Consider the following 26,632-nt stretch of genomic DNA (forward strand, 5'->3'; position numbering starts at 1 on the left):
TATGTTTCTCAGGTATAATCTGTTTGGGATTATCTGGTTTTTGCTCATTCTGCTATTAGGCTTAACACCTGGTGAATCAATGCCTTTGACCAATGTTTGGGATTTTCTCAGCTTTGATAAAATTGCGCATTTTGGGGTTTTTGGCATACTTTGCTTTTTGTTAATACTAGGATTTTCCAAACAATATACTTTTTTATTCATTCGTTATAATGCTGTATTATTAGCGATAGTGATCAGTTTTGTTTATAGTTTAGCGATTGAATTATTTCAAATGTTAATTCCAGATAGAGGATTAGAATTGGCTGATATTTTAGCTAATTCACTTGGAATTTTTGCAGGATGGTTTGTATTTTATTTGATTTATAAAATATAATTTCATAAATTCTTGAAAAGATTGTAAGTATAATTTGAATTTTATCCATTAAATAATAGTTTTACTATCTAAACGATGCTTTAATTATGGAACTTAAAAAAAATCCGAAAGCTGATATCAATAAAAAGTCTACACTATTCCTAAATATTGGTTTAGTAGTTTCTATTTCATTGGTGTTCTTTGCTTTTGAATACAAATTTTATGATGAGGGACCGGCCATGGATTTAGGTACGGTTAGTGATGACATGGAAGATATTATGGAAATTCCGCCAACGGAGCAACCACCTCCCCCACCACCAAAAGTGAAACTTCCTGAAATCATTGAGATTCCTGATGAAGAAGAAATTGAAGAGGAAATTGAATTAGATTTAGATATGGACATGACTGAAGATGATGCCATAGAAGACATCGTATTCGAAGAAGAAGCTGAAGAGGAAGTTGATAAGGTTTTCCAAATTGTAGAACAACAAGCTGAGCCATCTGGTGGGATTCAAGCTTTTTATGATTACGTGGCTAATCAGTTATCTGATAAATATCCTAGACAAGCCCAGCGTATGGGAATCGAAGGTGTTGTTTATGTTCAGTTCGTAATTGAGAAAGACGGATCATTAACGGACGTACAGGCCGTGAAAGGTATTGGCGGAGGTTGTGATGAAGTAGCTGTTGAAGTTGTGAAGAATTCTCCGAAATGGACACCAGGTAGACAAAGAGGTAGAGCAGTACGTTCTCAGAGGGTAATCCCAATTAGATTTGTATTGAACTAAAACAAAAAAATATTTTTAGCATTATAAAAAGCCGGATCTTCCGGCTTTTTTTATGAGCTATTAAAAATATTTTATTTTGAATTCTAAGTAATCTGTCCTTTTGAATCTTTAATTTTGTTCGAATTAATACCTTAATAATCTAATGGAAATTATAGCAGTCATAATTGGTTTAGCGGTTGGAGTAGTATTGGCTTACTTTATTCTTAAGTCTCAAAATAAAAGTGGGGACGAATTGGAAGGTTTAAAGGAAGAAAAGCAACAAGTTTTAACCGAACTAAGCGTTATAAAAAGTCAGAAGGAAAACCTTTTTTCTGAACTAAAAAGTGAAAAAGAAGCTCATTCTGCTGAGAGAGAAAAGAATGTTCAGCTAAACAGACAATTATCAACAGTTGAGTCAGATTATAAAAATCTTAAAATAAAATTAGATGAGCATAAATCAGAATTAGCTGAACTGCAACAACAATTTAAAAATGAGTTCAAGAATTTAGCTCAAGAAATTTTTGAAGAAAAAAGCAAAAAATTCACAGATCAGAATAAGACTAATATTGGAGAATTACTGAATCCATTGCGTGAAAAAATCGATAAATTCGAAGAGAAGGTAGAGAAAAGCAACAAGGAAAACCTGATCTGGAATAGTGCATTAAAAGAACAGATTACATCTCTAAAAGAACTAAATCTTCAAATCACTAAAGAAGCTGAAAATCTTACTAGAGCTTTAAAAGGAGATTCTAAATCGCAAGGAAACTGGGGTGAAATGCAATTGGAAGCCATTTTAGAAAAGGTTGGTTTACAAAAAGGAGTTCATTATGAGAAAGAGAAAAACTATAAAAATGAAGAGGGTGATAATCAAAGGCTAGATTATATCATCAAAATGCCTGATGATAAATATTTAGTATTGGATTCAAAAGTATCCTTAACTTCATATAGTAATTATTTTGATGCCGATGATGATGTAAAGCAAGCGCGATTCCTTAAAAATCACCTGGATAGCATGTATTCTCATATTAAAACATTGGGAGACAAAAATTATCAAAATCTTTATGACATCAATCAGCCAGATTATGTATTAATGTTTATTGCCAACGAACCTGCTCTAACTATTGCGTTAAAAGAAGATCACAATCTTTATGAAAAGGCATTGGATAAAAATATAGTACTCGTATCCACTACTACTTTGATGGCTACTTTGAGAACTATTTCTTATATCTGGAAACAAGATTTGCAAAACAAAAATGCAATTGAAATTGCAACACAAGCTGGTGCCTTATATGATAAATTCACCAACTTCACTGATGATTTGTTGAAGGTGGGCAATAATTTGAAAACCACACAAAATAGCTACTCTGATGCTATGAAAAAGCTATATGATGGAAAAGGAAATTTAATTAGAAGAACTGAAATTTTAAGGGAGTTAGGTGCTAAAACTACTAAAAATATTGATAAACGGCTTTTAGATAGGTCATCAGAGTAGTTGTTAAAATAGTATAGATTGAATTATATTTTATTTATGTGGTTTATATATATTATTATTTAAATTGCTTACGTTGAAAATCATATGAGATTAATCTGTACAGTATTACTGCTGTTTTCAAGTCTTTTCTTAGTGCAAGCTCAAGAATTGGAAGGAGTGGTTAAATCAAGTGAGGATAACTTACCAATTGAAGGTACACATATTGTCAATACAACATCAAATAAAATGGCTGTTTCAGATGAAAATGGAAGGTTTCATTTAATTGCTGAAATGGGGGATACCTTAATAGTTTCAAATGTAAATTTCAATTCAAAGCAATTTGTAATTAATAATTCTCGTTTTTTAAATATCAGCTTGAACCCTGCTAGTATTCAATTGGAGGAAGTACGAGTTAGTAATTTGCCAGAAACTGAAGCAGAATTTAGAAATCGCTTGGTGAAAATGGGTGTTCAAGATGATGATACTTTTGTGATTTCAGGAATGCCACCATCCAAGCCTAAGGGCGAAATACCCAAAAATTACGACCCTAATTATACGAAATCTGTTAAATATGCTATTACTAAGCCTATTTCATTTATTACAAAGAAATTAAGCAAATCCCACAAAAACAAAGTAAAGTATTACCAAACAGTGGCTAATCAAGGAACAACTATTTCGAATAACAAGAAATATAATCCTGAAATAGTAAGAGAATTAACTGGGTTAGAAGGTGATAAATTAAATGATTTTATTCAATATTTGGATCTTGATCCAGCTTTTGTGAATAGGTCAAGTGAATATGAAATTGCAGCTCGGATTTTGAAGGAGTTTGATTATTATAAAACTAAATCTCAAAAGGGATAAATTTAACCAATTCTGAATTCTAAGATTAAAATATCCTCTATTTGATCTCTATTTCTTTTCCAATATAGATAAAGTGAAATAATATATAGGACTAAAATTCTAAATTTTATACTTTTGTTGATATTAAGAACCTCCATTTATTTACCTAAAATTTACTGGCTACAATAATTTAGTTAAAATAATGACTATTAAACTATCAACTTGGCTTTTTGCCTTTACTTTCATACTACTTTTAACCACAAAACAAACTGCACTTGCTCAAAGCGATACTACCTGGTACGATGCTTCTGGTTATACTACCAATCTCAGAGAAAGGGCTGTTTACTATAGTTTTAATCCAATAAAAACAGATAGCGGGTATAGGGTGGAAGAGTTTTACCTATCTGGTCAGAAGAAAATGGAGGGTCTTTCTACTTCAGCCGATGGACAGTTAATGGAAGGATGGGTTACATGGTATTATGAAAATGGCGATATAAGTGAAAAAGTTTTTTACGAGAAAGGAAATAGGAAAAAATGTATTTCTTATTGGGAAGGTGAGAAATTTTCTACTGCTGAATATCGAAATAATAAGGCTTATGAGGGCAAAATTGTAGTCTATGCAAACTCAAGAAGTGCCTACCTTATGCCAACTTACCGGCAAGGATCATTACATTCACTATATATTTTTGAGAATGACCCCAATGGTATTCGTTATGGCTACACTTTAACCGTAGACAATGATGGAGATACTTTACGTCATTACAAATTTTATGATGAAAATGGGGAGCTATTGGGCAAATATGAATGTGTAGATCAAGAATTTGAGATGTATGCTGATGAGGAGGATAAGCCTAAAAAGAATGGCACCTTTGTCGATTACTATTCCGACCCCATGCAGTTGGGCGCTATTATCAAGTACAAAAAAGGGAACGTCCTGAGTCGTAAAGATTATTACCGAACAGGTGCGTTAAGAGAGGAGGTCATTATAGAAGGAGAGACAGCTACAGCTAAATATTACAAATCGGATGGCACACTTTTAGGTGAGTTTTCAGGCCCTTACAACACTGAATATGACTATTTTAAGCGTGGTGGAACTGGCACTAAAGTGGATTTTTATGACGATAAGGAGGGTAGTCATATGCCGGTAAGAGAGATTGTGAAAAGGGAAGATGGAGAAAACGTGGAAAAGAAATTTTATGCTAGAAATGGCAATTTGAAGCGGTCAATAAAATTTGGTGATAATGGCGATAGGGTTGAAAAGCGTTTTAATGATGAGGGGAATCTAAGCCATGAGCTGATCTGGAAAAATAACGATCCATATCATGGTACTTTCGTCCAGAATTCAATGATGCATAAAATTTACGAGAAGGGCGAGATGACTGGAATAATTCATTTCTACAAATCGGGTGAAAAATTCAGGAATAAAAGAGATTCCATAGCAACTTATTATAATAAAGAAGGCGAGGTGATTGCTAAGGCCACATTTGAATCTTTGGAATCTGAAAAGCCGATAGAGGGCACTGTAATGGAGCTGTTTAACGCTAAATTACGTTATGAAAAACACTATAAACATGGAAAAGAAATTAAAAAGGTCGAATATTTCCACTACAAATATCCTTTGCGAATAAGCAAGAAAGAAACGATTTATGTAGATGGAAGAAGAACCCGTGAAAAATGGTATTACAGCACGGGTGACCTTAGGTCGGACTTTATTTATGACGGCTATCGCAGAAAAGCTGTAGCTTATTATGATAAAGACGGAGAGGTAATAGGAAAACTGAACTATTCTAACAGAAAGGAAATTGGCACAGAGGTAAAGTTTTTTTATGAAAGTGACCTTATAAGAGAAGTCACTAAATATGATGAGGAGGGGGAGATACTGACCAAAAAAATATATGACAAACGATATGATGAAGATAAAGTGCCCTATACAATTTTAGAGGCCGACATTCAGTCTAATGGAAAATCAAAATATTATGCTCCTGATGGCAGTAAGCTAGCAGAAGCAGAATTTCGGGTTGGAGAGCCTTTTTCTGGAGTAATTGTGGAACACCCTAGTTATAATGCTGATTATGATTTATATATTATCAAACCTTTTAAGGAAGGGGAGGTTCACGGTATCGTCAAAGAAATTAAATACTTTGATAAGGAGCCTTATCAGGCTGTGGTGGGAAGAGAATCAGTTTATAAAGAGGGTCAACGAAATGGTGTTGATAAAATATATTACCTGAATGGAGAATTGAGAATCTTTCAACATTATAAAAATGGACAACTTCATGGTAAATACATCAGCTATGATGAAAACGGTCATATTGAAGATCAATATAGCTATAAGGAAGGAAAGCCTTATGATGGACTTTTTAAAAATTCTATCCCTTATACGAGAGATATTGATGACAATGAGTACAAAATTAATAAAGGGAACTTGGTTTATTGTAATTTCAAATTAGATAGTCGGTTGCTTGAAAAGACCAAAATGGTTGATGGACAGTATGAAACAGTGATTTATAAAGAGAATGGTACTGACAGTATAACCTTAATGCTTGACGAGAATAGGAACGGTTCAGTATTGCTTCATGATAGGGAGAAGGGAGAATCCGAAAATATCATTAAAGATGGCGAGCCCTGGTCAGGTACTTTTTACTTTACTGATTTCGATAAACGTGAAACAGAGGTATTTGGTGAAACTGAGTATTTGAAAATTACTTTAGATCCTAATTCATGGAAACTAATTGCCTACAATATGGATGACGAGGAAATATTTCAGCTTGCAGAGCGAAAAAACTGGAAAGAATCTAATGTAATTTCCCGATATATATGGGTAGATAGTTATTTGAAAGATTTATCCTTTTTTTATAAACATAGGTGGTCAACCTTTAAATTCAAATGAAATCATTAAAACACTAACTAGCTATACCCCAATAAGAATATTATTGTACAACTATTAATTAAATATGACTGCACCCTTAAATCAACTGTTATTCTATTTGTCCATTTTATTTTACAGCCCTGTTACTTTTATTAGCCAGGAGACAGAAATTAGCTTCGACTTTTCTCAAAACAATCTAGAACTCATTTTTCATCATTTGGAAACTCCTGAATTAGAAAAGGAAAAAGCGAGAGCTGCATTACTACAAATAGATACAGCCAGCCAAATTGATTCTTATTTGACAGAATATACTCCTGGTTTTGGAGAGTTGAAATTACAATCCAAACAATTTCATAAAAACAAGAGACAGCTTGATGCTAAACTTACCTTCTCATTTACAGATAAAGAAAGCAGTTTGAAAGCCTTAGGTATTTATCATGTAGATGGTAAGTACCACTATGCATTATTGAAAAAAGAAAGCGTGCTTAGTACTAATGGAAAGGTACTTCATGAAAATGGTCAGAAATTCATTGTTTGGGATGAAGCTCATGAGCTCATTGAGCTTAAGTTAAAGCATAAAGCATTGGATGACCCTAACCTTCAAAAAATGGTAAATGCGAAAAAGTATTGGCAATAGAAAAACTTTAGAATTTCGAAATTGAATTAAAATGAGTAAATACATTGTATCAGTATTAATTATAATACTTTTCGGAGCTACATTTTTGCTTTTTGGGAAGGGGGAATCCATTAAATTCAACCCAAAACTAAATCAGCCTTATCGCTATGAGGCACAAGTCCTCCTCAATACTGATAAAAATGAGGATTACCCAGTCGGTTATGTTCAAATGATGATGAAAATAGATTATGTCATCACTTTTATCAATTCCGATTTGGATTTTTATCTCGAAATAGAAGGCATAAAGGGGTTTTTAAAACCTTCTTTAACTAGACACTCCTCGGAATCATCTCGAACAAAATACTTTAATACCTACGATTCCGTCCAATACGATAAGAAGCAGATAGCTTTCAAGAAACTTTTTCAAGGTAAAAGATTTTTGATTTCTTCAGATGAGGGTATTTCCATGGGTGATGGAAGCAATGATCCAGGTTTAGACGCACTTCGTGAGGAAGGAATACTAGAACCTTTGATTCGAGATTTTCGGTCAAAGAATTTGAACCCTTTCAGCAATATTAGTATGGAAAAAGGGAGTTCATTCAAGGTAATTGATTCAGTTTTGGTAAAGAACTCTAAGTACCTGAAAATGAACAACCAATTTGTAGTGAAAGATATTACCAGGAATAAAGTTCAATTAAGCATTACAGGACAGGCAAGGTTTAAATCACAAGAACATTATTCTCGCTCAACGGATAACCTTAAATAAGAAAACAGGAATGCCAAAGATAGCCCACCAATATTTGCAGTTAGGAAGTGAAAACGAAATGTTTTCACTTGTGAAAATGAGAGAGGTAGATGCGCCAGATATATTGAGTGAATTTGAGGAGCTCAATTTTACTAGATTGAATAATGTGATAAATGTAGATCGGTTAAATTCTGAGACTGGAAATATACCACCACTTGATGAACAGCCTTTTAAAGGCTTTAGTAAGAACGAACAAAGTCAGCGTGTGAGCCAATTTATTGATAGCCTGACCTTAGTTGATGATGAGTTGAACAGACCGATGTTTGTATATTCTGGCTTTCATGTATTTTCAAGGCAATTTCTTAAAGGAGCATATGTAAAAGCATCATCACTGAAAATATTTTCAGAAAACGGGGACACACATACATTGGCACCGAAATGGGGAAGTGAGTCCTTTTCCCCATTAAACCTTATTGGACCATTCCATTCGGATATCTTTAAGGCCCAGCCTAAGATAGACTCGTGTAGTTTAGATTTGACCTTTTTCGTGGCGACCGAAACGGAAGAAATTACCTTGACGAATAAGAGGAAGAAGCGAGGTGAATTTGAATTGGATTTGAAAGATAGTACTTTAACGCTTAGCTATCAGCATGATGGAATTAGACTTTTTTCACCATATCCTATGCATTCCCTGAAGTGTTATGATAAAGCGGGTAATGAAGTTCAGGCAAGGCTTGTAGGAATCGAGCCTAATGGCTTACATAAGTCTGGTCGGTATACTGCTTTGGAACTGGCAGAAATCTACGCAAACCAAGATTTGATAGATCCTCATAAAACGGTTTCCTTTATATTTGAAGCATCAAATGTTGATCATGTAGTGTTGGAAGCTTATACTGATATAGTACCATTCAAGGAGACATTATCGAGACCTTGAAGCTGATTCTTTAGATTATTTGATAGACTGGCTTTGGATTGAACTAATCGAGTCGGACTTATTGTATCAATTAGTGTTTCTAAACTAATTATCTTTACTATTCTTTAATCTGTTCAATTCTTATACCAGCTGAAACCATCCCTTTTAATTCATTTTCACGCATATATTGCTTTAATTCTATTTTGTAATTTCCTTTTTTAGGAAAATAAACAGAATCTTGAAGTATTAATTGATGCGAATAAATATCACTTTGATGGTCTCCATATGGTTTGCCTGTTTTAGCATTAAATAATTTTAAATTCAATAATTTATCTTCCATTAAATAAGTAGAATCTTTTAGTCGATATTTCATATATAGATTTCTATACGGATAATCCATAGTATTCCTGACATTCAATTTGATTTGATAAGGAAGTTCAACGCTGTCAATTTCAAAATTGAATTCAGCTGATTCTTCCATGTTCCAGATTCTATCTTTAAAATCATGGTTATCTTCAAAATACCTTTCTTCGGTGCAGGATAAGAATAGAAATACCAAAAATATAGTTCCGTATATTGCCCTCATTAATCTTTTTTGTTATTATTTGGGTTGTTCTTATTTTTATTAAACCTTTTTTTATTTTTAGGCTTTTTAGAATTGCCTTGTGGGTTGTCCTTAACTGCTGGATTTGCTCCTTTTTCAGCCTTTATTTTATTTGGATTAAACTTGCCACCTTTTTTCTTTTTCTTCTTAGGTTTGGAAAATTTACGATCTAGTTTAATTAAGTCACTGTTGATCTGTACCGTTTCTTCAATTTCAAGAATGTCTTCCATTAAAGTGTCAGGTTTTTCTCCCTGCTTATTTAAGGCAATTATTTCTGCTACTCTATCTACTTTCACTGGATGCCAGATGTTATCTTCCGAATAGCTAAACCACATAATTTTACGAAAGATATCAGTCTTTTGTAAAGTCAAACTGCCTCTTTTGGTTTGAATAGGTCTTTCAACTTCAGGTATGCCACTCAAGGCTTCCATATAAGTATCTAGCTCATAATTTAAGCAGCATTTTAATCTACCACATTGCCCTGAAAGCTTACTTGGATTCAATGATAGGTTTTGATAACGTGCAGCACTAGTAGAAACACTTTTAAAATCTGTTAACCAAGTGCTACAACATAATTCTCTTCCACAGCTGCCGATTCCACCGATTCTTCCAGCTTCTTGCCTAAGTGAAATTTGGCGCATCTCCACGCGTATTTTAAATTCACCTGCCAGCTTTTTAATTAGTTCTCTAAAATCAACTCTTTCTTCGGCAGAATAATAGAATGTAGCTTTTGAATTGTCAGCTTGAAATTCAACATCAGAAAGCTTCATTTTTAATTTAAGCTCTTGAATTACTTCCCGAGCACGATACATGGTTGGCATCTCTCTGTTTTGAACTTCATGCCATTTTTCAAGGTCTTTATCAGTTGTAACCCGATATACTGCTTTTATTTCATCATCATTTTTTACCTTTTTCTTTTGCATCTGTAAGCGAACTAATTCGCCTTGCATAGATACATAGCCAATATGATGACCATTGGGCACATCTACCACTACGGCATCTCCTGTTACTAATTCAAGATTATGTATATTTCTAAAAAATTCTTTTCTGCCTCCCTTAAACTTTATTTCAACTATGTCGAAATTATCATAATTCGGGAAATCCATATTGGATAACCAGTCAAAAGAATTCATTTTATTGCATCCGCCTGTACTGCATCCTCCATTATTTTGGCAACCAGTTGTAGTGCCTTCTTTATTTTTAGTTCCGCATGATGAGCATCCCATAGTATATTTATTTAAGCTGTATTTCTTTACAGCATTCTACATTTGATTGATATGAATACCAAATCCTCAAAAGAAAAATAGAGGGATATTCATCCAATTATATTTTTACTTAATAAAAAGTCGGTCATTGACCCTCTAAAGCCAATAAATCCTGACCTATGTCTTTTCTATAATAAATATCGTCCCAGCAGACTTTATTAGCGCCTGCATAGGCATTTTTTAAAGCCGTTTTCAAATCATCACCCATTCCAGTAATGGCTAAAACTCTACCTCCAGCTGTCACTACTTCATTGTCTTTTTGAGCTGTTCCCGCATGAAATACTTTTGCATCCTTCACATCATCTAAGCCTTTTATAGCTTTTCCCTTTTCATAACTTTCAGGATAGCCACCTGCCACTAAAACAATGGTAGAAGCAGTTTGCTCACTAATTTCAAATTCTTGATCTTTCAAGCTTTTGCTTTTCATGCTTTTGAAAATGGAGAGCAAATCACTTTTCAGTCTAGGAAGTACTACCTGTGTTTCAGGGTCTCCCATTCTTACATTGTATTCAATAACAAAAGGTTCTCCGCCTACATTCATCAGTCCAATAAAAATAAAACCCTGATATTCTATTTTATCTTTTTTTAATCCATCAATTGTAGGTTTTATAATTTTGGATTCGACTTTCTCCATGAAGGTAGCATCTGCAAATTTCACTGGGGAAACTGCACCCATACCACCTGTATTTAGGCCTGAATCTCCTTCACCTATCCTTTTGTAATCTTTCGCAGCTGGCAGAATTTTATAGCTTTCACCATCTGTTAAAACAAAAACGGAAAGTTCTATACCTGATAAAAATTCTTCTATAACTACCTTTTCACTAGCAGCTCCAAATTTTTCATCCTTCAACATTTCAGTAAGGCTTTGCTCTGCTGTTTGGAGGTTTTCACAAATAACAACTCCTTTTCCTCCTGCCAATCCATCTGCTTTTAAAACATAAGGAGGTTTTAAGCTTTGTAAATAGGAGAGTCCTTCTGATAAGGTAGCTTTAGTGAAAGTAGAATAAGCAGCAGTAGGGATGTTATGTCTTTGCATAAAGCTTTTGGCAAATTCTTTACTTCCTTCTAATTCTGCTCCGGCTTTCCCTGGACCTATAATTTGGATATCCTTAAGATTGCTATTATACTCAAAATAATCTCTTATTCCTTCAACAAGTGGTGCTTCTGGCCCCACCACTATCAAGTCAATTTTATTTTCTAAGCTGAAATCAGCGATTCCTTTAAAGTCAGTAGGAGATAGATTTATGTTTTTAGCAATTTGAGCAGTTCCAGCATTTCCAGGAGCAACAAAAAGCTTATTGCATTCAGCGCTTGCAGCTATTTTTTCAGTAAAAACGAATTCTCTTCCACCTGAGCCTAATATTAATATATTCATCTAAATAGTTCAATTTTGTCCATTTTCAACCTGAAAATGTAGTTTTCATCTAGTAAAATTAATGAAAAAAATGACCGCAATTAAAGCGGTCATTCAAATTAGTTTGCATAAGTGGATAAAAACTTAATACGCATCAACCTTAAATCTTCTTCACTGAATTCTTCATCAAATTCATCCATCGCGTCATCTATGCTGTCTGATTCTGCCGTAAGAAAATATTCCATTATTTCCTCCTGCTTATCATCATCAATGATCTGATTTAGGTAATAATTTAAATTTAAAGTGGTGCCTGAGTAGCAAATATGTTCTATTTCATCTATCAACTCCTCAAAAGAGATATCTTTCATTTCTGCTATTTCCTCTAAGTCCATTTTCTTATCCACTTGCTGAATAATGAAAATTTTCATTTTGGATTTGTTGACGGATGATTTTACCATTACATCAGCAGCAGTAATAATGTCATTTTCCTCAACATATTCCTTAATTAGCTCCATAAAAGGCTTACCAAATTTCCGAACCTTTCCTAAGCCCACACCATTCACTGCTGCCATTTCCTCGTTAGTCGTAGGGTAGGTAGTAGCCATTTCCTCTAAAGAAGGATCTTGGAAAATCACATAAGGAGGAAGGTTTTTCGATTTCGCAACCTTTTTTCTTAACGCCTTAAGCTGAGTGTATAAAGTTTCATCGAATGCGTTGGCTGAAACAGTATCTTTTTCAATATGATCTTCATCACCATCATCCGTATAAACGTGATTAACAGTAAATTGAATATCAGTTGGTTTCTTTAAGAAATCTTCTCCTGCTTTATTGATTTTCAGTACACCAATATTTTCAATGTCTTTTTTTAAATATCCGTAAAGCATGGTTTGTCTGATGACAGATTTCCAAAACTCAACATCTTGATCAGCCCCCACACCATGTACTTCTAGTTTGTTGTGGTCATAACTGGTTACGTATTGGTCTTTAGAACCACGAATTACATTTACTAAGTGATTGATGCCAAATCGTTGATTGGTTAATTTTACGGTTTTCAGAACCGTAATCATTTCATCTTTTGCGTCAAACTTTTCTTTTGGATGCTTACAGTTATCACATTTTCCACAGTAATCGGCAAATTCTTCCCCAAAATAGTGAAGCAATTGTTTTCTTCTGCAAACAGATGATTCTGCATAGGAAGACATTTCTTCCAAAAGCAGCTTGGCATTTTCCTTTTCTGTTACAGGCTTATCCTTATTAAATTTCTCAAGCTTAAGAATGTCATTATAGCTGTAAAACATTAGACAATCACCTACCAGGCCATCTCTTCCAGCTCTACCAGTTTCTTGGTAGTAACCTTCCACTGATTTTGGAGTGTCATAATGAATCACAAAGCGAACATCAGGTTTATCGATTCCCATACCAAAGGCTATGGTCGCTACAATTATATCAGTATCCTCGTTTAAGAAATCATCCTGATTTTTCATACGAGTAGCACTTTCTAAGCCAGCATGGTATGGAGCAGCATTGAATCCATTTACATTCAGAAATTCAGCAATTTCTTCAACCTTTTTTCGGCTCAAACAATATATTACACCACATTTCCCTTTTCTTTCATTTAAGAATCGAATGAGTTGTTTTTTGGCTTGATTTTTTGGCCTAACCTCATAATACAAATTTTCCCTATTAAAAGAAGATTTAAAAACATTGGCCTCTTCCATATTCAAGTTTTTCTGAATATCCAATTGCACTTTAGGCGTGGCTGTTGCCGTAAGGGCAATAATAGGAATATTAGAAATTTGCTCTAATATGGATTTTATTCTTCTGTATTCTGGTCGGAAATCATGTCCCCATTCTGAAATACAATGCGCTTCATCTATTGCTGCAAAAGAAATATTGGCTTGTTTTAAAAACTCAACATTTTCCTCCTTAGTCAGAGATTCCGGAGCAACATAAAGAAGTTTCAAGTTTCCACTCATGACTTCTTTTTTCACTCTTTTGGTTTCTGTTTTGGTTAATGTTGAATTTAAAAATGCGGCATTAACACCTAATGCAACCAAAGTGTCTACCTGATTTTTCATTAATGCAATCAAAGGAGATACAACCAAGGCTGTTCCTTCTTGCGAAAGTGCAGGTAATTGGTAGCAAAGTGATTTTCCTGCTCCAGTTGGCATGATCACAAAGGTATTCTTACCATTTATTAGGTTCTGCATAATCAATTCTTGGTTTCCCCTAAATTGATTATATCCAAATACCTCTTTTAATTTTTCTTTTAAAGTAGCTTCTTGCTCTTCTATCATTTCTTTAGCACAAATTGCTTAATTAATAACTTATTTATTCAATCTCATGTCAAATTTAATCGCTATTCATGAGATACTTTGAATTTAGTAAAAAATATTAAAAGGATTGCCTAAATATCTGTATTTAATAATGCATTTAGTGTAAGAATATTAATAATAATGAGCAATTTCTTCATTATACTCTTTAACCGTACTTCCGCTGAGATATTTTATTGGAGTTTTGAATTTTTTGTTTCGTTTTTCAATGCGGTTATTATTTTGCAATTTTGAGTTCAAAATTTCTGCCAAGAACATTTGTATTGATGGAGGCGTTAAACGACTTGAACCTGCTTTAATCAGCTTAAAGTGGATTTTTTTAATTTGGGTAACTTTTCAATTTGCTCGGAACCACAAAATTTATGAATCAGAATCATTATGTTATTATCATGGCCGGAGGAACAGGAACACGTCTTTGGCCAGTGAGCACATCTAAAAAGCCCAAACAATTTCATGATTTATTAGGAGTAGGTAAAACATTGCTTCAAATGACTTATGAAAGATTTTTGGCAAAATTCCCTAAAGAGAATATTTATATAGTTACAAATAAAGAATATGAAGACTTAATTCATGAGCAAATTGAAGGGCTTGGAAGTCAACAATTGTTGTTAGAGCCTTATAAAAGGAATACTGCACCTTGTATTGCTTATGCAGTATATAAGATTGCAAGTAAAAATCCTGATGCCTCCATGGTTATTGCACCAGCCGACCATTTAATTCTGAAAGAAGATATTTTTCATCAGTCCGTTGCAGTGGCTCTAGATAGTTCTTTAAAAAATGATCAGTTGATAACATTAGGTATGCATCCTAATAGACCCGAAACAGGTTATGGATATATTCAATACATTCCTGATTCTGCTGCCATTAAAAAAGTAAAAACCTTCACCGAAAAACCTGAGATTGGCTTAGCGCAGAAATTTATAGAAAGTGGAGATTTTGTATGGAATGCTGGGATTTTCATTTGGTCAGCTAAAAGTATTATCAAAGCCTTTGAATCTTACCTTCCTGATTTAGCAGAAGTTTTTGCTGATGGAGAATCACAATATTTTGGCACCAACGAAAGCTTATTTGTGAAGAAAGCTTATACACAGTGCGTCAATGTCTCCATTGATATCGGGATTATGGAAAAAGCAGAAAATGTTTTTGTGCTATTGACTGATATTGGCTGGTCGGATTTGGGAAATTGGGAAAGTCTACATGAAATAAGGGAAAAAGACAATCAAGATAATGCTGCACCAAAAAATGTAATGAGTTTTAATTCCACTGGAAATATTGTGACTACTGATAAATTAGATTTAGTGGTTGTTCAAGATTTGCACGATTTTCTGGTTTCAGAACAAAATGGAGTACTTTTGATTTGCAGGAAAAATGCTGAAAAAGAGATAAAAGAAATTGTAAATTCCGTTAAAACAGAAAAAGGAGATAGTTTTATCTAATCTCCTTTTAAGTTATTTTATAATTTGCTCCAAAAAATCTCCTACAAAATAAGCAACAAGTGCTGCTAAACCACCTAAAAGTAATGTTTCGGAAATTCCTTTTATAACAGAGTTATTGGTTACTTTGGATTTCAGGAAACCAATTATAATAAAGCCAATTCCTGTTAATATACTTGCCCAAAGGAATTTTTGAGAGATATCGATATTTATGTAATCTGCAACAAAAACTAATAAAGGGATCAATCCTACCACTAAAAAGGAAATGAAAGTATAAAGTCCTGTTTGAAAGGGAGATTTATCATCTTCAATTAATTCCAGCTCATCTTTCATCATAACACCTACCCAACGGTCTTTATCTTTTGTAATTACTTCCACTACTTGGCTTAATAATGGTTCTTCAAAACCTTTACCTTTATAAATATCTCTTATTTCCTCTCTCTCGGTTTCAGGCATATTTTCAACTTCCCAATATTCTATGGCTTTTTGTTTGTTGAAGTTTTGCTTTTCCGATTTTGCAGACATATAAGCTCCAATAGACATCGAAAATCCATCTGCAAAGAGATTGGCAAAACCTAAAATAATGATTATAGCATTGTCCAACCCTGCACCTACAGCACCTGCTACTACCGCAAAAGTGGTGATACTTCCATCTATGCCACCATAAACAAATTCTGCTAAATAATTTTGGTGTCTACCTAAGAAACTGTTTGGCTGATGTATAAATTCTTCTTTAGATTCCATATGTAATACAATATAGATTTTTCCATCTAAAGGAAGAACCGATTGTTGTTTTTTGTGACTTAATCATATAGAAAAAAAAAGGTGGATTTTGTAAATCCACCTTTTAAGAAATTAAGCAAAATTTAAGACTAGTACTATGAGGATCATGGTAGTAATAATTCCTATTACCACTGGCCAGTTCACTTGTTCTTCATCGGGTGGAGTGGCAATGTTTTGATTTGTAGTTTTCATTTTATTCTGATCACAGAAAATGCTGTAACAAGCTCATTTACGGATTATGTATAAAAAGGTGAGGTAGTTTGAGATAAATATTTTAAACTTTCAGAGCATTATAATTATTAGTAAAAACGACAAACAAGGCTTAACTTGCCACAAATAGTAAGTTGATATGAGAGAAGATTTCCTGACAGGAGATGATGAAAATTTGAATCCAGAAGAGAAAGAGTTTGAAAAAGCACTTCGACCGCTCTCTTTTAGTGATTTTACAGGTCAGCAAAAGACAGTGGATAATATTCAGGTGTTTGTGATGGCTGCTAAAAAGCGTTCTGAGCCATTAGATCATGTACTTTTACACGGACCTCCAGGCTTAGGGAAAACCACACTATCTCATATTATAGCTAATGAATTAGGATCAAGTTTAAAAGTTACTTCTGGTCCGGTATTGGATAAACCCGGTGACTTAGCCGGATTACTGACTAATCTGGAAGAAGGCGATGTTTTATTTATAGATGAAATCCATAGGCTCAATGCAGTGGTAGAAGAATATCTTTATTCTGCTATGGAAGATTTCCGCATAGATATTATGTTGGATAGCGGACCAAATGCTCGTTCTGTTCAAATCAGTTTAAGCCCTTTTACTTTAATTGGTGCTACCACTCGTTCTGGTTTATTGACTTCTCCATTAAGAGCTCGATTTGGCATCAATGCTCGTTTGGAATATTATGATGCTGAATTGTTGAAGAAAATCATCAAACGTTCTGCTGCTATTTTGAATACTCCTTTGGAAGAAGATGCTGCTTTTGAAATTGCCAGAAGAAGTAGGGGGACTCCAAGAATTTCCAATACACTTTTAAGAAGAACCCGTGATTTTGCCGAAATAAAAGGGGATGGAACTATTACTAAAGAAATTGCAGAATTTGCTTTGAATGCATTGGATGTAGATCAACATGGGTTAGATGAAATGGATAATCGAATTTTGTCCACCATTATTGAAAAATTTAATGGAGGCCCTGTTGGATTGGGTACAATCGCTACAGCAGTTGGAGAAGAAGCCGATACCATAGAAGAAGTATATGAGCCATTTTTAATTAAAGAAGGTTATTTAAAAAGAACCGCTCGTGGTCGTCAAGCAACCGAATTGGCTTATAAGCATTTAGGTACTGTGCCTCCGGGCAGATTAGGGACTTTGTTTGATTAATGTCTTTGTTGAAAGAAAAAAATACCAAAATCATCAAATCCATAGCCTCCGATTTGGGCTTTGATTTCTGTGGTGTGTCCAAAGCAGGATTTCTGGAAGATGAAGCCCCAAAGTTAGAAGATTGGCTCAAAAAGGGATACCATGGAAAAATGCATTACATGGAAAACCATTTTGATAAACGACTCGATCCCACAAAATTAGTGGAGGGTGCTAAATCAGTAGTGTCTTTAATGTACAATTATTACCCTGAGCAAAACTTAGCTAAAAGTGATTCCTACAAAATTGCAAAATATGCTTATGGTAAAGATTATCATTTCGTCATTAAGGATAAGCTGAAAGATTTTATGTATCGCATCCATGAGGAAATAGGGGAGGTAGATGGAAGAGTTTTCGTGGATTCAGCACCTGTGATGGAAAGACAATGGGCAGCCAAAAGTGGATTGGGCTGGCTTGGGAAGAACAGTTTACTGCTCAATAAACAAAGGGGAAGTTTCTATTTTTTGGCAGAATTAATCATTGACTTGGAGCTAGAAGAAGATGGCCCAATGCAGGATTATTGCGGTACCTGCACAAAATGCATAGATGCCTGTCCCACTGATGCTATTGTGGGTGATGGAATAGTGGATGCCTCGAAATGTATTTCTTATTTAACGATTGAGCTCAAAGATGACTTGCCCCCTGAGTTTTCCAATAAAATGGAGAATTGGGTTTTCGGTTGTGATATTTGTCAGGATGTTTGCCCCTGGAATCGCTTTTCAAAACCGCATCATGAAGAAGCCTTTCAACCTCATTCTTTATTAACGCAAATGGATAAAAAAGATTGGGAAGAAATGACTAAAGAAGTTTTTAACGAAGTCTTCAGAAAATCTGCAGTGAAACGAACTAAATATAGTGGCTTGATGCGGAATATTGATTTTATGAAATCATAATAACTAGTCAATATTTGACTAGTAATAATAAAACAACTTGTGGTACACATTCTTTAATTATTACTAAAGATTACTCAAGTAATTGCTTAAAAAACACTTTTCAAGGCTGAAAAATAGCTGGAATCACTTTTTGTATATCTTCAGAATGCTGAGCATAATGTACATAATCAGGCAGATCTTTCAAAGGCATCATTAATAGACCAATTTTTTCACTAAGTGCATATTCATGATAATCAGCAACAGAATGAAGATGTAATTTAATAAAGCCCAAAGGTTCAAAATATTTCTTGGTTTGTTTTACCAACTTTTGCTCTTTTAAACGGTTGTTTTTGCTTAGAGCATAAGGAGAAATAATAGTTGCGGGAATGGTGGTTATAGGCAAAAAGGGTTTTATTACTTTAAAGGAATTTTCAAAGTTTTCATGTCCGGTGAATTTAATAAGAGCTTGTTCTTTAATGGGTTGGTTTCGATGGTAAAATAAAACAGGTCTGTCAAATTTCGCTAAGCTTTTCAGGAAACTCCCTAAATCAATTTCAAAATCCTTTTCTTTTAGTTTTGAAAGGGGTAAAATTAGTTGATCCTTCTCTTCGTATATAGATAAACAACTGTTGCAAATTCCGTTCTTACAAGTGTAAAACGATCTGGCTGAAACCCAGTCATTGGGCTTCCCTTTTCCTCCGTTATTATGAATTGCTTTGGCTTCCATCTTTCCCAATTGTTTTTTACAAAATTGGCACAATTATGATGGAACTGCCCTGAGATTAATAAGGAGCTAATATGATAAATGTCATGGTTTTTTTGAAAGAGGTAAGATCCTAAAGTCAAGAATTAAGAAACTATATAATAATCAAAACTTCTAGCTTCCGATTGCAGACTTCTAACTTTTTTTCTTTGCTATTTCCAGTCTGACCTGCGCTACTGACCTAATCATCCATTACCCAAAATCCTTCTCATTCATATATTAAATAACCCTTTCTCATCTCCTTATATTCCTTTAATCTAGCCTCCCAGCTCATTTTAATTTCCTCTTCGGAAAACCCAGCTTCAATTTGCTGACGGAGAGATTCTGTTCCAGCTAATTTGGTTAAGAAGCTATTGAAGTATTCTTTTTTATTGGGAAAGGCCTTATAGAAGTTAATCAAATATTTTAATGAAATCCCTTCCTCAAAATCTTTAGCTTCGAAATCAATTCCAAAGCATTTTTTATCCTCAAAAGGAGGGTGAACGCTGCTTCCTGGCATGCTTACAGGAGTGAAAGTATGTCCATAATCTGTTAAGGAAGGATGCCCAATTTGCTGAAAAGGCTTTTCAGTTCCTCTTCCTACACTGATTACAGTTCCTTCAAAAAGACACAAAGAAGGATAAAGTGCTATACTTAAATCATTAGGTAAATTTGGGGAGGGTTTGATGGGAAGTGAATAGGTATCGCTATGACTGTAATTTTTATTTTTTATAATCTTCAATTCGCATTTTAATTCATTTTTTAGCCATTTTTCACCGTTTATCATTTGAGCTAATTCAGCTATCGTTAAGCCGTGCAAAATAGGAATCGGGTGCATGCCTACAAAAGACTGATGTTCCATTTCTAAGACAGGGCCATCAACATACATTCCGTTCGGATTGGGACGATCTAAAATCAATAATGGAATATTATTTTCAGCACAAGCTTCCATTACATAATGCATGGTGCTGATGTAGGTGTAAAATCTTGCGCCCACATCCTGAATGTCAAAAATGATTACATCCAAATCTTGTAGCTGCTCATTCGTGGGTTTTTTGTTCTTCCCGTAAAGGGAAATAATGGGCAAGCCTGTTTTTTCATCTATTCCTGATTTTACGGTTGCTCCAGCATCTGCCTCTCCACGAAAGCCATGTTCTGGTGCAAAAACTTTTACAATATTTATTTCATGAGATCTCAGAGTATCCACCAAATGGGTTTGACCAATTGTTGAGGTTTGATTCACTACCATTCCGACTGATTTTCCTTTCAAGAAAGGAAGATATTCTTCGGTTTGATAAGCAGCTGGCATGGGCGAATTTTGCTGAGCCACACAAGCATTTATTAAAATCATAAAAAATAGACCGCAAAGCGGAATGAGTTTGCCAATGAAATTGTAATTTGCAGTTCTAATCATAAATCAAAAATAAAGTTAATTCTTGAATCTACCTGATTTTATAGCGAAACGTACGATTAATTCTAAAACTGGTCAATTTTCTGGCAGTATTTATAAAATTGCCATCAGCAGCATCGCCATTGGATTGGCCATTATGTTGATAGCACTTTTAATTCTGGGCGGATTTCAGAAAACCATTAAAGATAAAGTGTTCAGTTTTGCTGGACACATGCAAGTAACGAAATATACGCTCAGTAATTCTTTTGACGAATCACCTATTTCTACAGAAACAGATTTTTTCCAGAATCATCAAGAATTATCTTTTATAAGACATGTACAAGGTGTTGCCTATAAAGCTGGACTACTAAAAACTGAAGAGGCTGTAGAAGGAGTGGTAATTAAAGGCATTGGAGTAGATTATGATACCGCAAATTTTGCTTCTAATTTAATTCAAGGAAGATTTCCAAATGTCAACTCTGAAAATTACAGTACTGAAATTATAATCAGCAAAGAATTAGCTCAATTGCTTAGACTGAAAATGGATGAAAAAGTCATCATGTATTTTGTTCAAAATCCACCAAGATTCCGACAGTTGGAAATTGTAGGTGTTTATGAAACAGGCTTGGAAGATTTTGATGAGCGAATGATTATTGGAGATATCAGAATGATTCAAAGATTAAATGATTGGAATGAAGATCAGGTGGGTAGTTTTGAAGTTTTTATAAATGATAATATTGATGAAGAGGAGGCAGAATCTATTGTTTTTGATAAAGTAGATGCTGACCAATTTGTAAATCTAACAAGTCAGAAATATCCGCAGTATTTTGAATGGTTGGAACTGCTCAATCAAAATGTACGATTATTTTTAGCCTTGATTTTATTTGTTGCCTGCTTCAATATGGTGGCCGTAATCTTCATTCTCACCATGGAAAGAACACCTATGATAGGGATGTTAAAATCTATGGGTGCCCAAAATAAATTGATCAGAAACATATTCCTGATGAGTGGTTTACGTCTAACTTTCAAAGGCTTGCTTTGGGGTAACTTAGTAGCCATCGGAGCTGCGGCATTACAATATTATTTTGAGCTCATCCCACTTGACCAGCAAAATTATTATATGAATGCTGTTCCAATCCTATGGGATTTTAAAATGATAGTAAGTTTGAATATATTGGTATTGGTAGTGGTATTGATTTCGCTCTTTTTACCGGTTTGGTTTATAGCTAGAATGAAACCGATTAAGGCTATTCGATTTGATTGATTAGATTTAAGCCAATTTTGCTTAAGGTCGTCCCTCTGAAACTTGGCTATTTGTTTTAATCTTTTTACGTAGGATAAGGTCGTCCTTACAGGACTTTATGTTCTATGGTTTGGGGACCCAACACCCTACTTCCAACTTTGCTAATTTCTAACTTCCAACCTAAACACTACATCACCTCAACACATAAGTACATCCAAACCTCATCACTTATGAAAAATCTATTTTTTATCTTCCGATTCTTCCCGCCTTTCACTAATTTCAAACTCTGAAAATCACCACCTTCTCAGCAAAGATTTTATGTATTTAATTTACGATACCGAGACCACCGGATTACCAAAAAATTACAACGCCCCATTAAGTGATGCAGACAATTGGCCACGCTGTGTGCAGATTGCTTGGCAGCTGCACGGAGCCAATGGTGAGTTATTGGATGCACAAAATCACATCATCAAACCTGAAGGTTTTGATATTCCCTATAATGCCGAAAAAGTGCATGGTATTTCTACCGAAAGAGCCCAGAAAGAAGGTAAACTGCTAATTGAAGTTTTAGAAGCTTTCGAAATGGTTCTGGAGAAAACCGATGTGGTGGTCGGACATAATATTAGTTTCGATGTTTCCATAATGGGAGCGGAGATGTTGAGAAAAGAACTTTCTGAATTGGTTCTTACGGAAAAACCCATAATCGATACCAAAGAAGCGGGGACTGATTTCTGTAAAATACCTGGTGGAAGAGGAGGAAAGTTTAAGTGGCCAACGCTAACAGAGCTTCATAAAAAACTTTTCGGACAAGATTTTGCAGATGCACATGATGCAGCTTACGATGTGGATGCTACTGCAAAATGTTTCTTTGGCTTGATTAATGAAAAAGCAGTAAAGCCCTTGGGTGAAACTCCAATCGAAGCGATTAATTATGAGCCGCCAAAATTAGATGCAGCTAATTTTGCTGCAAGTTCAAAAAATGAAGAAAAGGCAGCTTCTGATGCATTAAAGCAAGCTAAAAATGCTGATATATCAGAATTAAGTGATACTAATTTTGTGCATCTTCATTGCCATACGCAATTTTCCATTTTGCAATCGACTTCGGAAATTCCCTCAATGGTCAATAAGGCAAAAGAATTAGGTATGCCAGCCATCGCCATGACAGATCACGGCAATATGATGGGTGCCTATAATTTTGTGCGTGACGCGAATAAAGCCGGAATAAAACCCATCGTGGGTTGTGAGTATTTCCTTACGCAGGATAGAACTAATAAGAAAAATAAGGATGATGGTTTTCAAACTGTTCTTTTAGCAAAAAATAAAGCAGGATATCATAATTTAGCTAAGCTTTCTTCCATCGCCTTTGTGGAAGGCTTTTATTATGTGCCTCGAATTGATAAAGAAGCATTAATCCAATATAAAGATAATATCATTGCCACTACTGGTGGATTATGGGGAGAAGTCCCATTTTTGATTCTAAATGCTGGGGAAAGCCAGGCGGAAGAAGCTTTTGTTTGGTGGAAAGAACAATTTGGGGAAGATTTTTACATTGAATTAAACCAACACGGGATTCCCGAAGAGCAAAAGGTCAATGAAGTATTATTAAAATTTGCCAAAAAGTATGATGTAAAATATTTCGCAGCCAATAATACGTACTACACCAATAAAGAAGATGCTGAAGCGCAAGATATTTTACTTTGCGTGAAAGATGGTGAAACGACTGGAGAGCATGGAAAGCCTAAAAAATATGTAGGAAAAAGAGGACGCGAATATCGTTTTGGTTTGCCAAATGATGAATTTTACATCAAGTCTCAGGACGAAATGAAGAAGTTGTTTGTTGATTATCCAGAAGCCATTGCGTGCACAGCTGAGATAGCAGACAAAATTGAAGGTTTTGAATTAGCAAGGGATGTTCTCTTACCTAAATATGATATTCCTCAAGAGTTTATTGATCCTAAAGATGCTGAGGATGGTGGAAACAGGGGGGAAAATGCTTATTTAAAACATATCACTTATGAAGGAGCTAAAAAGCGATATCCTGAAATAACAGATGAAATAAAGGAACGACTTGATTTTGAGTTGGAAACTATTGAAAGAACTGGTTATCCAGGTTATTTCTTGATTGTACAGGATTTTACCACAGCCGCCAGAGAAATGGGCGTTTCAGTTGGGCCTGGAAGGGGTTCGGCAGCAGGTTCAGCAGTAGCTTACTGTACAGCCATTACCAATATTGACCCTATTAAATATGATTTACTATTCGAGCGTTTCTTGAATCCAGATAGGGTTTCATTACCCGATATTGATATTGATTTTGATGATCACGGAAGGCAAAAAGTAATTGATTATGTGATTAAAAAGTATGGAGCTAATCAGGTAGCCCAAATCACCACTTATGGTACTATGGCGGCTAAATCAGCCATTCGAGATACAGCAAGGGTGATGGAGTTGCCGCTTATGGATGCCGATAGGATTGCCAAATTGGTTCCTGATATTAAGCTCAAGGCCTTATTTGATTTGGCATCTGATAAAAAGAAGTTATCAGCAAAATTGAAGAATAATGGGGAAGCGATTAGCAAAGCGGAAGAATTATTGAATTTAGCAAAAGCAGATGATGCTTCTGCAAAAGTAATTAATCAAGCAAGAGTTCTAGAAGGCTCGGTTAGAAACACTGGGATTCATGCCTGCGGAGTAATTATCACCCCTGATGATATTACCAAATTCGTTCCAGTTGCATTGGCCAAGGATTCGGATATGTACTGCACGCAGTTTGATAATGCGGTGGTAGAGAATGCAGGTCTCCTGAAAATGGATTTCTTGGGTTTGAAGACTTTAACGCTGATCAAAGATGCTGTCAGAATTGTGGAGGAAAGACATGGTGTTAAACTTGATCCAGATGAATTTCCGATAGATGACCCAAAAACATATGAGCTGTTCCAAAAAGGAGAAACGGTTGGGATTTTCCAGTATGAATCTGCTGGTATGCAAAAATATTTGCGGGATTTAAAGCCTACAGAGTTTTCGGATCTGATCGCGATGAACGCACTTTACCGACCAGGACCTTTAGAGTATATTCCCAATTTCGTAAAGCGTAAAAATGGTCTGGAAGAAATCAGTTATGACCTTCCGGAAATGGAGGAATATCTGAAGGAAACTTATGGTATCACTGTTTACCAGGAGCAGGTGATGTTGCTGTCACAGAAATTAGCTGGTTTTACCAAAGGTGAAGCGGATGTTTTGCGTAAAGCAATGGGTAAAAAAATCTTTGCCCTACTGGAAGAACTGAAACCTAAATTTATTAATCAAGGAGCTGAAAAAGGGCATCCAAAAGATGTATTAGAGAAGATCTGGAAAGATTGGGAAGCCTTTGCAGCCTATGCTTTTAATAAATCACACTCAACTTGCTATGCTTGGGTGGCCTATCAAACAGCCTATTTAAAAGCGCATTATCCTGCTGAGTACATGGCTTCTGTGTTGAGCAATAACATGGGGCAAATCACGGATGTGACTTTCTTTATGGAAGAATGTAAACGTGCAGAAATAGAAGTTTTAGGGCCAGATGTTAATGAATCAAATCCTGGCTTTACGGTAAATGAAAATGGTCAAATCCGATTTGGATTGGCAGCTATTAAAGGAGCTGGTTCTGCTGCGGTGGAAAGTATTATCCAAGAACGTAAAGCTAATGGCCAATACAAAGATATATTTGATTTTGCAGAACGAATTCCATTAAAGAGTGTCAATAAGAAGACTTTTGAATCACTTGCAATGGCTGGTGGGTTTGATTGTTTTAAAGAATATCATAGAAAGCAATTTTTGGTTTCAGATAATGGAGAAGGTACATTAATTGAAAAAATAATTAAATACGCTCAAAAGCTGCAACATGAAAAAGATAGTGCACAAACTTCCTTATTTGGCGGGGAAGGAGGAGTAGCCATTCCGCCTCCAAGAGTTGCTGAAATGGAACCTTATTCTGAATTAGAAAAACTAAATATTGAAAAAGAAGTAGTAGGACTTTTCATTTCTGGTCATCCGTTAGATGCTTACAGATTTGAAATGGAGAGCTTTTGCAACACTCAAGTTTCGGAGTTAAATGATATTGAAAGTCTTGCATCTAAAAATGAAATAAAGGTTGGCGGTATTGTAACTGCTGTTGCACATAGACAAACCAAAACAGGAAAGCCTTTCGGTACTTTAACCTTGGAAGATTATGGCGGTTCTTTCACATTCTTCATGTTTGGAGATGATTATTTGGCGAATAAGCAATTTTATGAAAATGGTTGGTTCATTTTTATTTCCGGAAGAGTAGGGAAAAAACCATGGGGAGACCAAGCATTGGAATTCAAAATCAGCAAAGTAGAGCTGCTTTCGGAATTAAGAGACAAAAGAACCAAGAGTTTGGCTATTATGCTTGATTTAAATGCCATTACAGAAGATTTGATAGTAGAGCTTGATAATTTATGCCAAACATTTAAAGGAGAATGCGAAGTGAAATTGGAACTACAGGACAAAATCAACGGCTACAAAGTAGAAACTAAATCAAGAAAATATAAAGTTAATCCTAGTAATGAGTTGATAGAGGGTTTGAATAGAATTCCTGATTTGAATTATAGGATTTTGACTTAATAATCA

20 protein-coding genes are annotated in these 26,632 nt (G+C 34.8%); 13 read left to right on the plus strand and 7 right to left on the minus strand.

The annotated features are described in order from the left end of the window. Window position 1 precedes the first annotated feature (1 nt). The 8 genes from QYS49_RS08320 to QYS49_RS08355 all read left to right on the plus strand — a co-directional run bounded on the left by QYS49_RS08320 (window position 2) and on the right by QYS49_RS08355 (window position 8,594). Entirely contained in the window at window positions 2-373 is a 372-nt protein-coding gene (locus QYS49_RS08320; protein ID WP_308351319.1) for a VanZ family protein, read from the plus strand. A gap of 86 nt (window positions 374-459) precedes the next feature. Next, on the plus strand, window positions 460-1,137 hold the full coding sequence (locus QYS49_RS08325) for an energy transducer TonB (RefSeq protein ID WP_308351320.1): 678 nt from the start codon (window positions 460-462) through the stop codon (window positions 1,135-1,137). Between the two features lie 142 nt (window positions 1,138-1,279). Next, window positions 1,280-2,608, plus strand: coding sequence for a DNA recombination protein RmuC (locus QYS49_RS08330; RefSeq protein ID WP_308351321.1), 1,329 nt, complete (start codon window positions 1,280-1,282; stop codon window positions 2,606-2,608). 84 nt (window positions 2,609-2,692) lie between these two features. Next, entirely contained in the window at window positions 2,693-3,451 is a 759-nt protein-coding gene (locus tag QYS49_RS08335) for a carboxypeptidase-like regulatory domain-containing protein (protein ID WP_308351322.1), read from the plus strand. 181 nt (window positions 3,452-3,632) lie between these two features. Further along, on the plus strand, window positions 3,633-6,320 hold the full coding sequence (locus QYS49_RS08340; protein ID WP_308351323.1) for a toxin-antitoxin system YwqK family antitoxin: 2,688 nt from the start codon (window positions 3,633-3,635) through the stop codon (window positions 6,318-6,320). Between the two features lie 64 nt (window positions 6,321-6,384). Then, complete coding sequence (locus QYS49_RS08345; protein ID WP_308351324.1) at window positions 6,385-6,936, plus strand: hypothetical protein; 552 nt, start codon at window positions 6,385-6,387, stop codon at window positions 6,934-6,936. A gap of 31 nt (window positions 6,937-6,967) precedes the next feature. Then, the gene (locus QYS49_RS08350) at window positions 6,968-7,681 is read left to right on the plus strand and encodes a hypothetical protein (RefSeq protein WP_308351325.1); all 714 of its coding nucleotides are present in this window, start codon (window positions 6,968-6,970) and stop codon (window positions 7,679-7,681) included. A gap of 10 nt (window positions 7,682-7,691) precedes the next feature. Then, a complete protein-coding gene (locus tag QYS49_RS08355) occupies window positions 7,692-8,594 on the plus strand; it encodes a hypothetical protein (RefSeq protein ID WP_308351326.1) in 903 nt (300 codons plus the stop codon). Window positions 8,595-8,691: 97 nt separating this feature from the next. Here QYS49_RS08355 and QYS49_RS08360 read toward each other — a convergent pair whose 3' ends face one another. The 4 genes from QYS49_RS08360 to recQ form a co-directional block, all read right to left on the minus strand. Beyond that, on the minus strand, window positions 8,692-9,159 hold the full coding sequence (locus QYS49_RS08360) for a gliding motility lipoprotein GldH (protein WP_308351327.1): 468 nt from the start codon (window positions 9,157-9,159) through the stop codon (window positions 8,692-8,694). Continuing rightward, window positions 9,159-10,403 (minus strand): PSP1 domain-containing protein, encoded by a 1,245-nt coding sequence (locus tag QYS49_RS08365; protein WP_308351328.1) that lies wholly within the window; start codon window positions 10,401-10,403, stop codon window positions 9,159-9,161. The genes QYS49_RS08360 and QYS49_RS08365 overlap by 1 nt, the downstream gene beginning before the upstream one ends. Window positions 10,404-10,527: 124 nt before the next feature. Continuing rightward, entirely contained in the window at window positions 10,528-11,817 is a 1,290-nt protein-coding gene (gene purD / locus QYS49_RS08370) for a phosphoribosylamine--glycine ligase (protein WP_308351329.1), read from the minus strand. Window positions 11,818-11,915: 98 nt separating this feature from the next. After that, complete coding sequence (recQ, locus tag QYS49_RS08375) at window positions 11,916-14,093, minus strand: DNA helicase RecQ (protein WP_308351330.1); 2,178 nt, start codon at window positions 14,091-14,093, stop codon at window positions 11,916-11,918. Between the two features lie 398 nt (window positions 14,094-14,491). On the opposite strand from recQ, the gene QYS49_RS08380 reads away from it, so the two are divergent. Then, on the plus strand, window positions 14,492-15,565 hold the full coding sequence (locus tag QYS49_RS08380) for a mannose-1-phosphate guanylyltransferase (protein WP_308351332.1): 1,074 nt from the start codon (window positions 14,492-14,494) through the stop codon (window positions 15,563-15,565). Window positions 15,566-15,577: 12 nt separating this feature from the next. Here the strand turns inward: QYS49_RS08380 and QYS49_RS08385 are convergent, their stop codons facing one another. Beyond that, window positions 15,578-16,306, minus strand: coding sequence for a VIT1/CCC1 transporter family protein (locus QYS49_RS08385; RefSeq protein ID WP_308351334.1), 729 nt, complete (start codon window positions 16,304-16,306; stop codon window positions 15,578-15,580). Window positions 16,307-16,694: 388 nt separating this feature from the next. Between QYS49_RS08385 and ruvB the strand changes: the two genes are divergently transcribed. Together ruvB and queG are read left to right on the plus strand one after the other, a co-directional pair. Continuing rightward, on the plus strand, window positions 16,695-17,723 hold the full coding sequence (gene ruvB / locus QYS49_RS08390) for a Holliday junction branch migration DNA helicase RuvB (protein WP_308351335.1): 1,029 nt from the start codon (window positions 16,695-16,697) through the stop codon (window positions 17,721-17,723). Beyond that, the gene (queG, locus tag QYS49_RS08395) at window positions 17,723-18,652 is read left to right on the plus strand and encodes a tRNA epoxyqueuosine(34) reductase QueG (RefSeq protein ID WP_308351336.1); all 930 of its coding nucleotides are present in this window, start codon (window positions 17,723-17,725) and stop codon (window positions 18,650-18,652) included. Before ruvB ends, queG begins: the two co-directional genes overlap by 1 nt. A gap of 100 nt (window positions 18,653-18,752) precedes the next feature. On the opposite strand, the gene QYS49_RS08400 is transcribed toward queG, so the two are convergent. Both QYS49_RS08400 and QYS49_RS08405 read right to left on the minus strand, forming a co-directional pair. After that, window positions 18,753-19,358 carry a hypothetical protein gene (locus QYS49_RS08400; RefSeq protein ID WP_308351337.1) on the minus strand — a complete coding sequence of 202 codons (606 nt, stop codon included), beginning with the start codon at window positions 19,356-19,358 and terminating at the stop codon, window positions 18,753-18,755. Window positions 19,359-19,602: 244 nt separating this feature from the next. Beyond that, a complete protein-coding gene (locus tag QYS49_RS08405) occupies window positions 19,603-20,787 on the minus strand; it encodes an exo-beta-N-acetylmuramidase NamZ family protein (RefSeq protein WP_308351338.1) in 1,185 nt (394 codons plus the stop codon). Between the two features lie 22 nt (window positions 20,788-20,809). Between QYS49_RS08405 and QYS49_RS08410 the strand changes: the two genes are divergently transcribed. Both QYS49_RS08410 and dnaE read left to right on the plus strand, forming a co-directional pair. Beyond that, on the plus strand, window positions 20,810-22,027 hold the full coding sequence (locus QYS49_RS08410; protein WP_308351339.1) for an ABC transporter permease: 1,218 nt from the start codon (window positions 20,810-20,812) through the stop codon (window positions 22,025-22,027). Between the two features lie 297 nt (window positions 22,028-22,324). Further along, the gene (gene dnaE, locus QYS49_RS08415; protein WP_308351341.1) at window positions 22,325-26,626 is read left to right on the plus strand and encodes a DNA polymerase III subunit alpha; all 4,302 of its coding nucleotides are present in this window, start codon (window positions 22,325-22,327) and stop codon (window positions 26,624-26,626) included. Window positions 26,627-26,632: the final 6 nt, after the last annotated feature.

It is taken from the genome of Marivirga salinae, from assembly GCF_030503855.1.
Taxonomy (GTDB): Bacteria; Bacteroidota; Bacteroidia; order Cytophagales; family Cyclobacteriaceae; genus Marivirga; species Marivirga salinarum.

Bases quoted from the DNA above. Each gene is read 5' to 3' on its own strand.
- QYS49_RS08320 (WP_308351319.1), top strand. From the start codon at position 2: ATGTTTCTCAGGTATAATCTGTTTGGGATTATCTGGTTTTTGCTCATT.
- QYS49_RS08325 (WP_308351320.1), top strand. From the start codon at position 460: ATGGAACTTAAAAAAAATCCGAAAGCTGATATCAATAAAAAGTCTACA.
- QYS49_RS08330 (WP_308351321.1), top strand. From the start codon at position 1,280: ATGGAAATTATAGCAGTCATAATTGGTTTAGCGGTTGGAGTAGTATTG.
- QYS49_RS08335 (WP_308351322.1), top strand. From the start codon at position 2,693: ATGAGATTAATCTGTACAGTATTACTGCTGTTTTCAAGTCTTTTCTTA.
- QYS49_RS08340 (WP_308351323.1), top strand. From the start codon at position 3,633: ATGACTATTAAACTATCAACTTGGCTTTTTGCCTTTACTTTCATACTA.
- QYS49_RS08345 (WP_308351324.1), top strand. From the start codon at position 6,385: ATGACTGCACCCTTAAATCAACTGTTATTCTATTTGTCCATTTTATTT.
- QYS49_RS08350 (WP_308351325.1), top strand. From the start codon at position 6,968: ATGAGTAAATACATTGTATCAGTATTAATTATAATACTTTTCGGAGCT.
- QYS49_RS08355 (WP_308351326.1), top strand. From the start codon at position 7,692: ATGCCAAAGATAGCCCACCAATATTTGCAGTTAGGAAGTGAAAACGAA.
- QYS49_RS08360 (WP_308351327.1), bottom strand. From the start codon at position 9,159: ATGAGGGCAATATACGGAACTATATTTTTGGTATTTCTATTCTTATCC.
- QYS49_RS08365 (WP_308351328.1), bottom strand. From the start codon at position 10,403: ATGGGATGCTCATCATGCGGAACTAAAAATAAAGAAGGCACTACAACT.
- purD (WP_308351329.1), bottom strand. From the start codon at position 11,817: ATGAATATATTAATATTAGGCTCAGGTGGAAGAGAATTCGTTTTTACT.
- recQ (WP_308351330.1), bottom strand. From the start codon at position 14,093: ATGATAGAAGAGCAAGAAGCTACTTTAAAAGAAAAATTAAAAGAGGTA.
- QYS49_RS08380 (WP_308351332.1), top strand. From the start codon at position 14,492: ATGAATCAGAATCATTATGTTATTATCATGGCCGGAGGAACAGGAACA.
- QYS49_RS08385 (WP_308351334.1), bottom strand. From the start codon at position 16,306: ATGGAATCTAAAGAAGAATTTATACATCAGCCAAACAGTTTCTTAGGT.
- ruvB (WP_308351335.1), top strand. From the start codon at position 16,695: ATGAGAGAAGATTTCCTGACAGGAGATGATGAAAATTTGAATCCAGAA.
- queG (WP_308351336.1), top strand. From the start codon at position 17,723: ATGTCTTTGTTGAAAGAAAAAAATACCAAAATCATCAAATCCATAGCC.
- QYS49_RS08400 (WP_308351337.1), bottom strand. From the start codon at position 19,358: ATGGAAGCCAAAGCAATTCATAATAACGGAGGAAAAGGGAAGCCCAAT.
- QYS49_RS08405 (WP_308351338.1), bottom strand. From the start codon at position 20,787: ATGATTAGAACTGCAAATTACAATTTCATTGGCAAACTCATTCCGCTT.
- dnaE (WP_308351341.1), top strand. From the start codon at position 22,325: ATGTATTTAATTTACGATACCGAGACCACCGGATTACCAAAAAATTAC.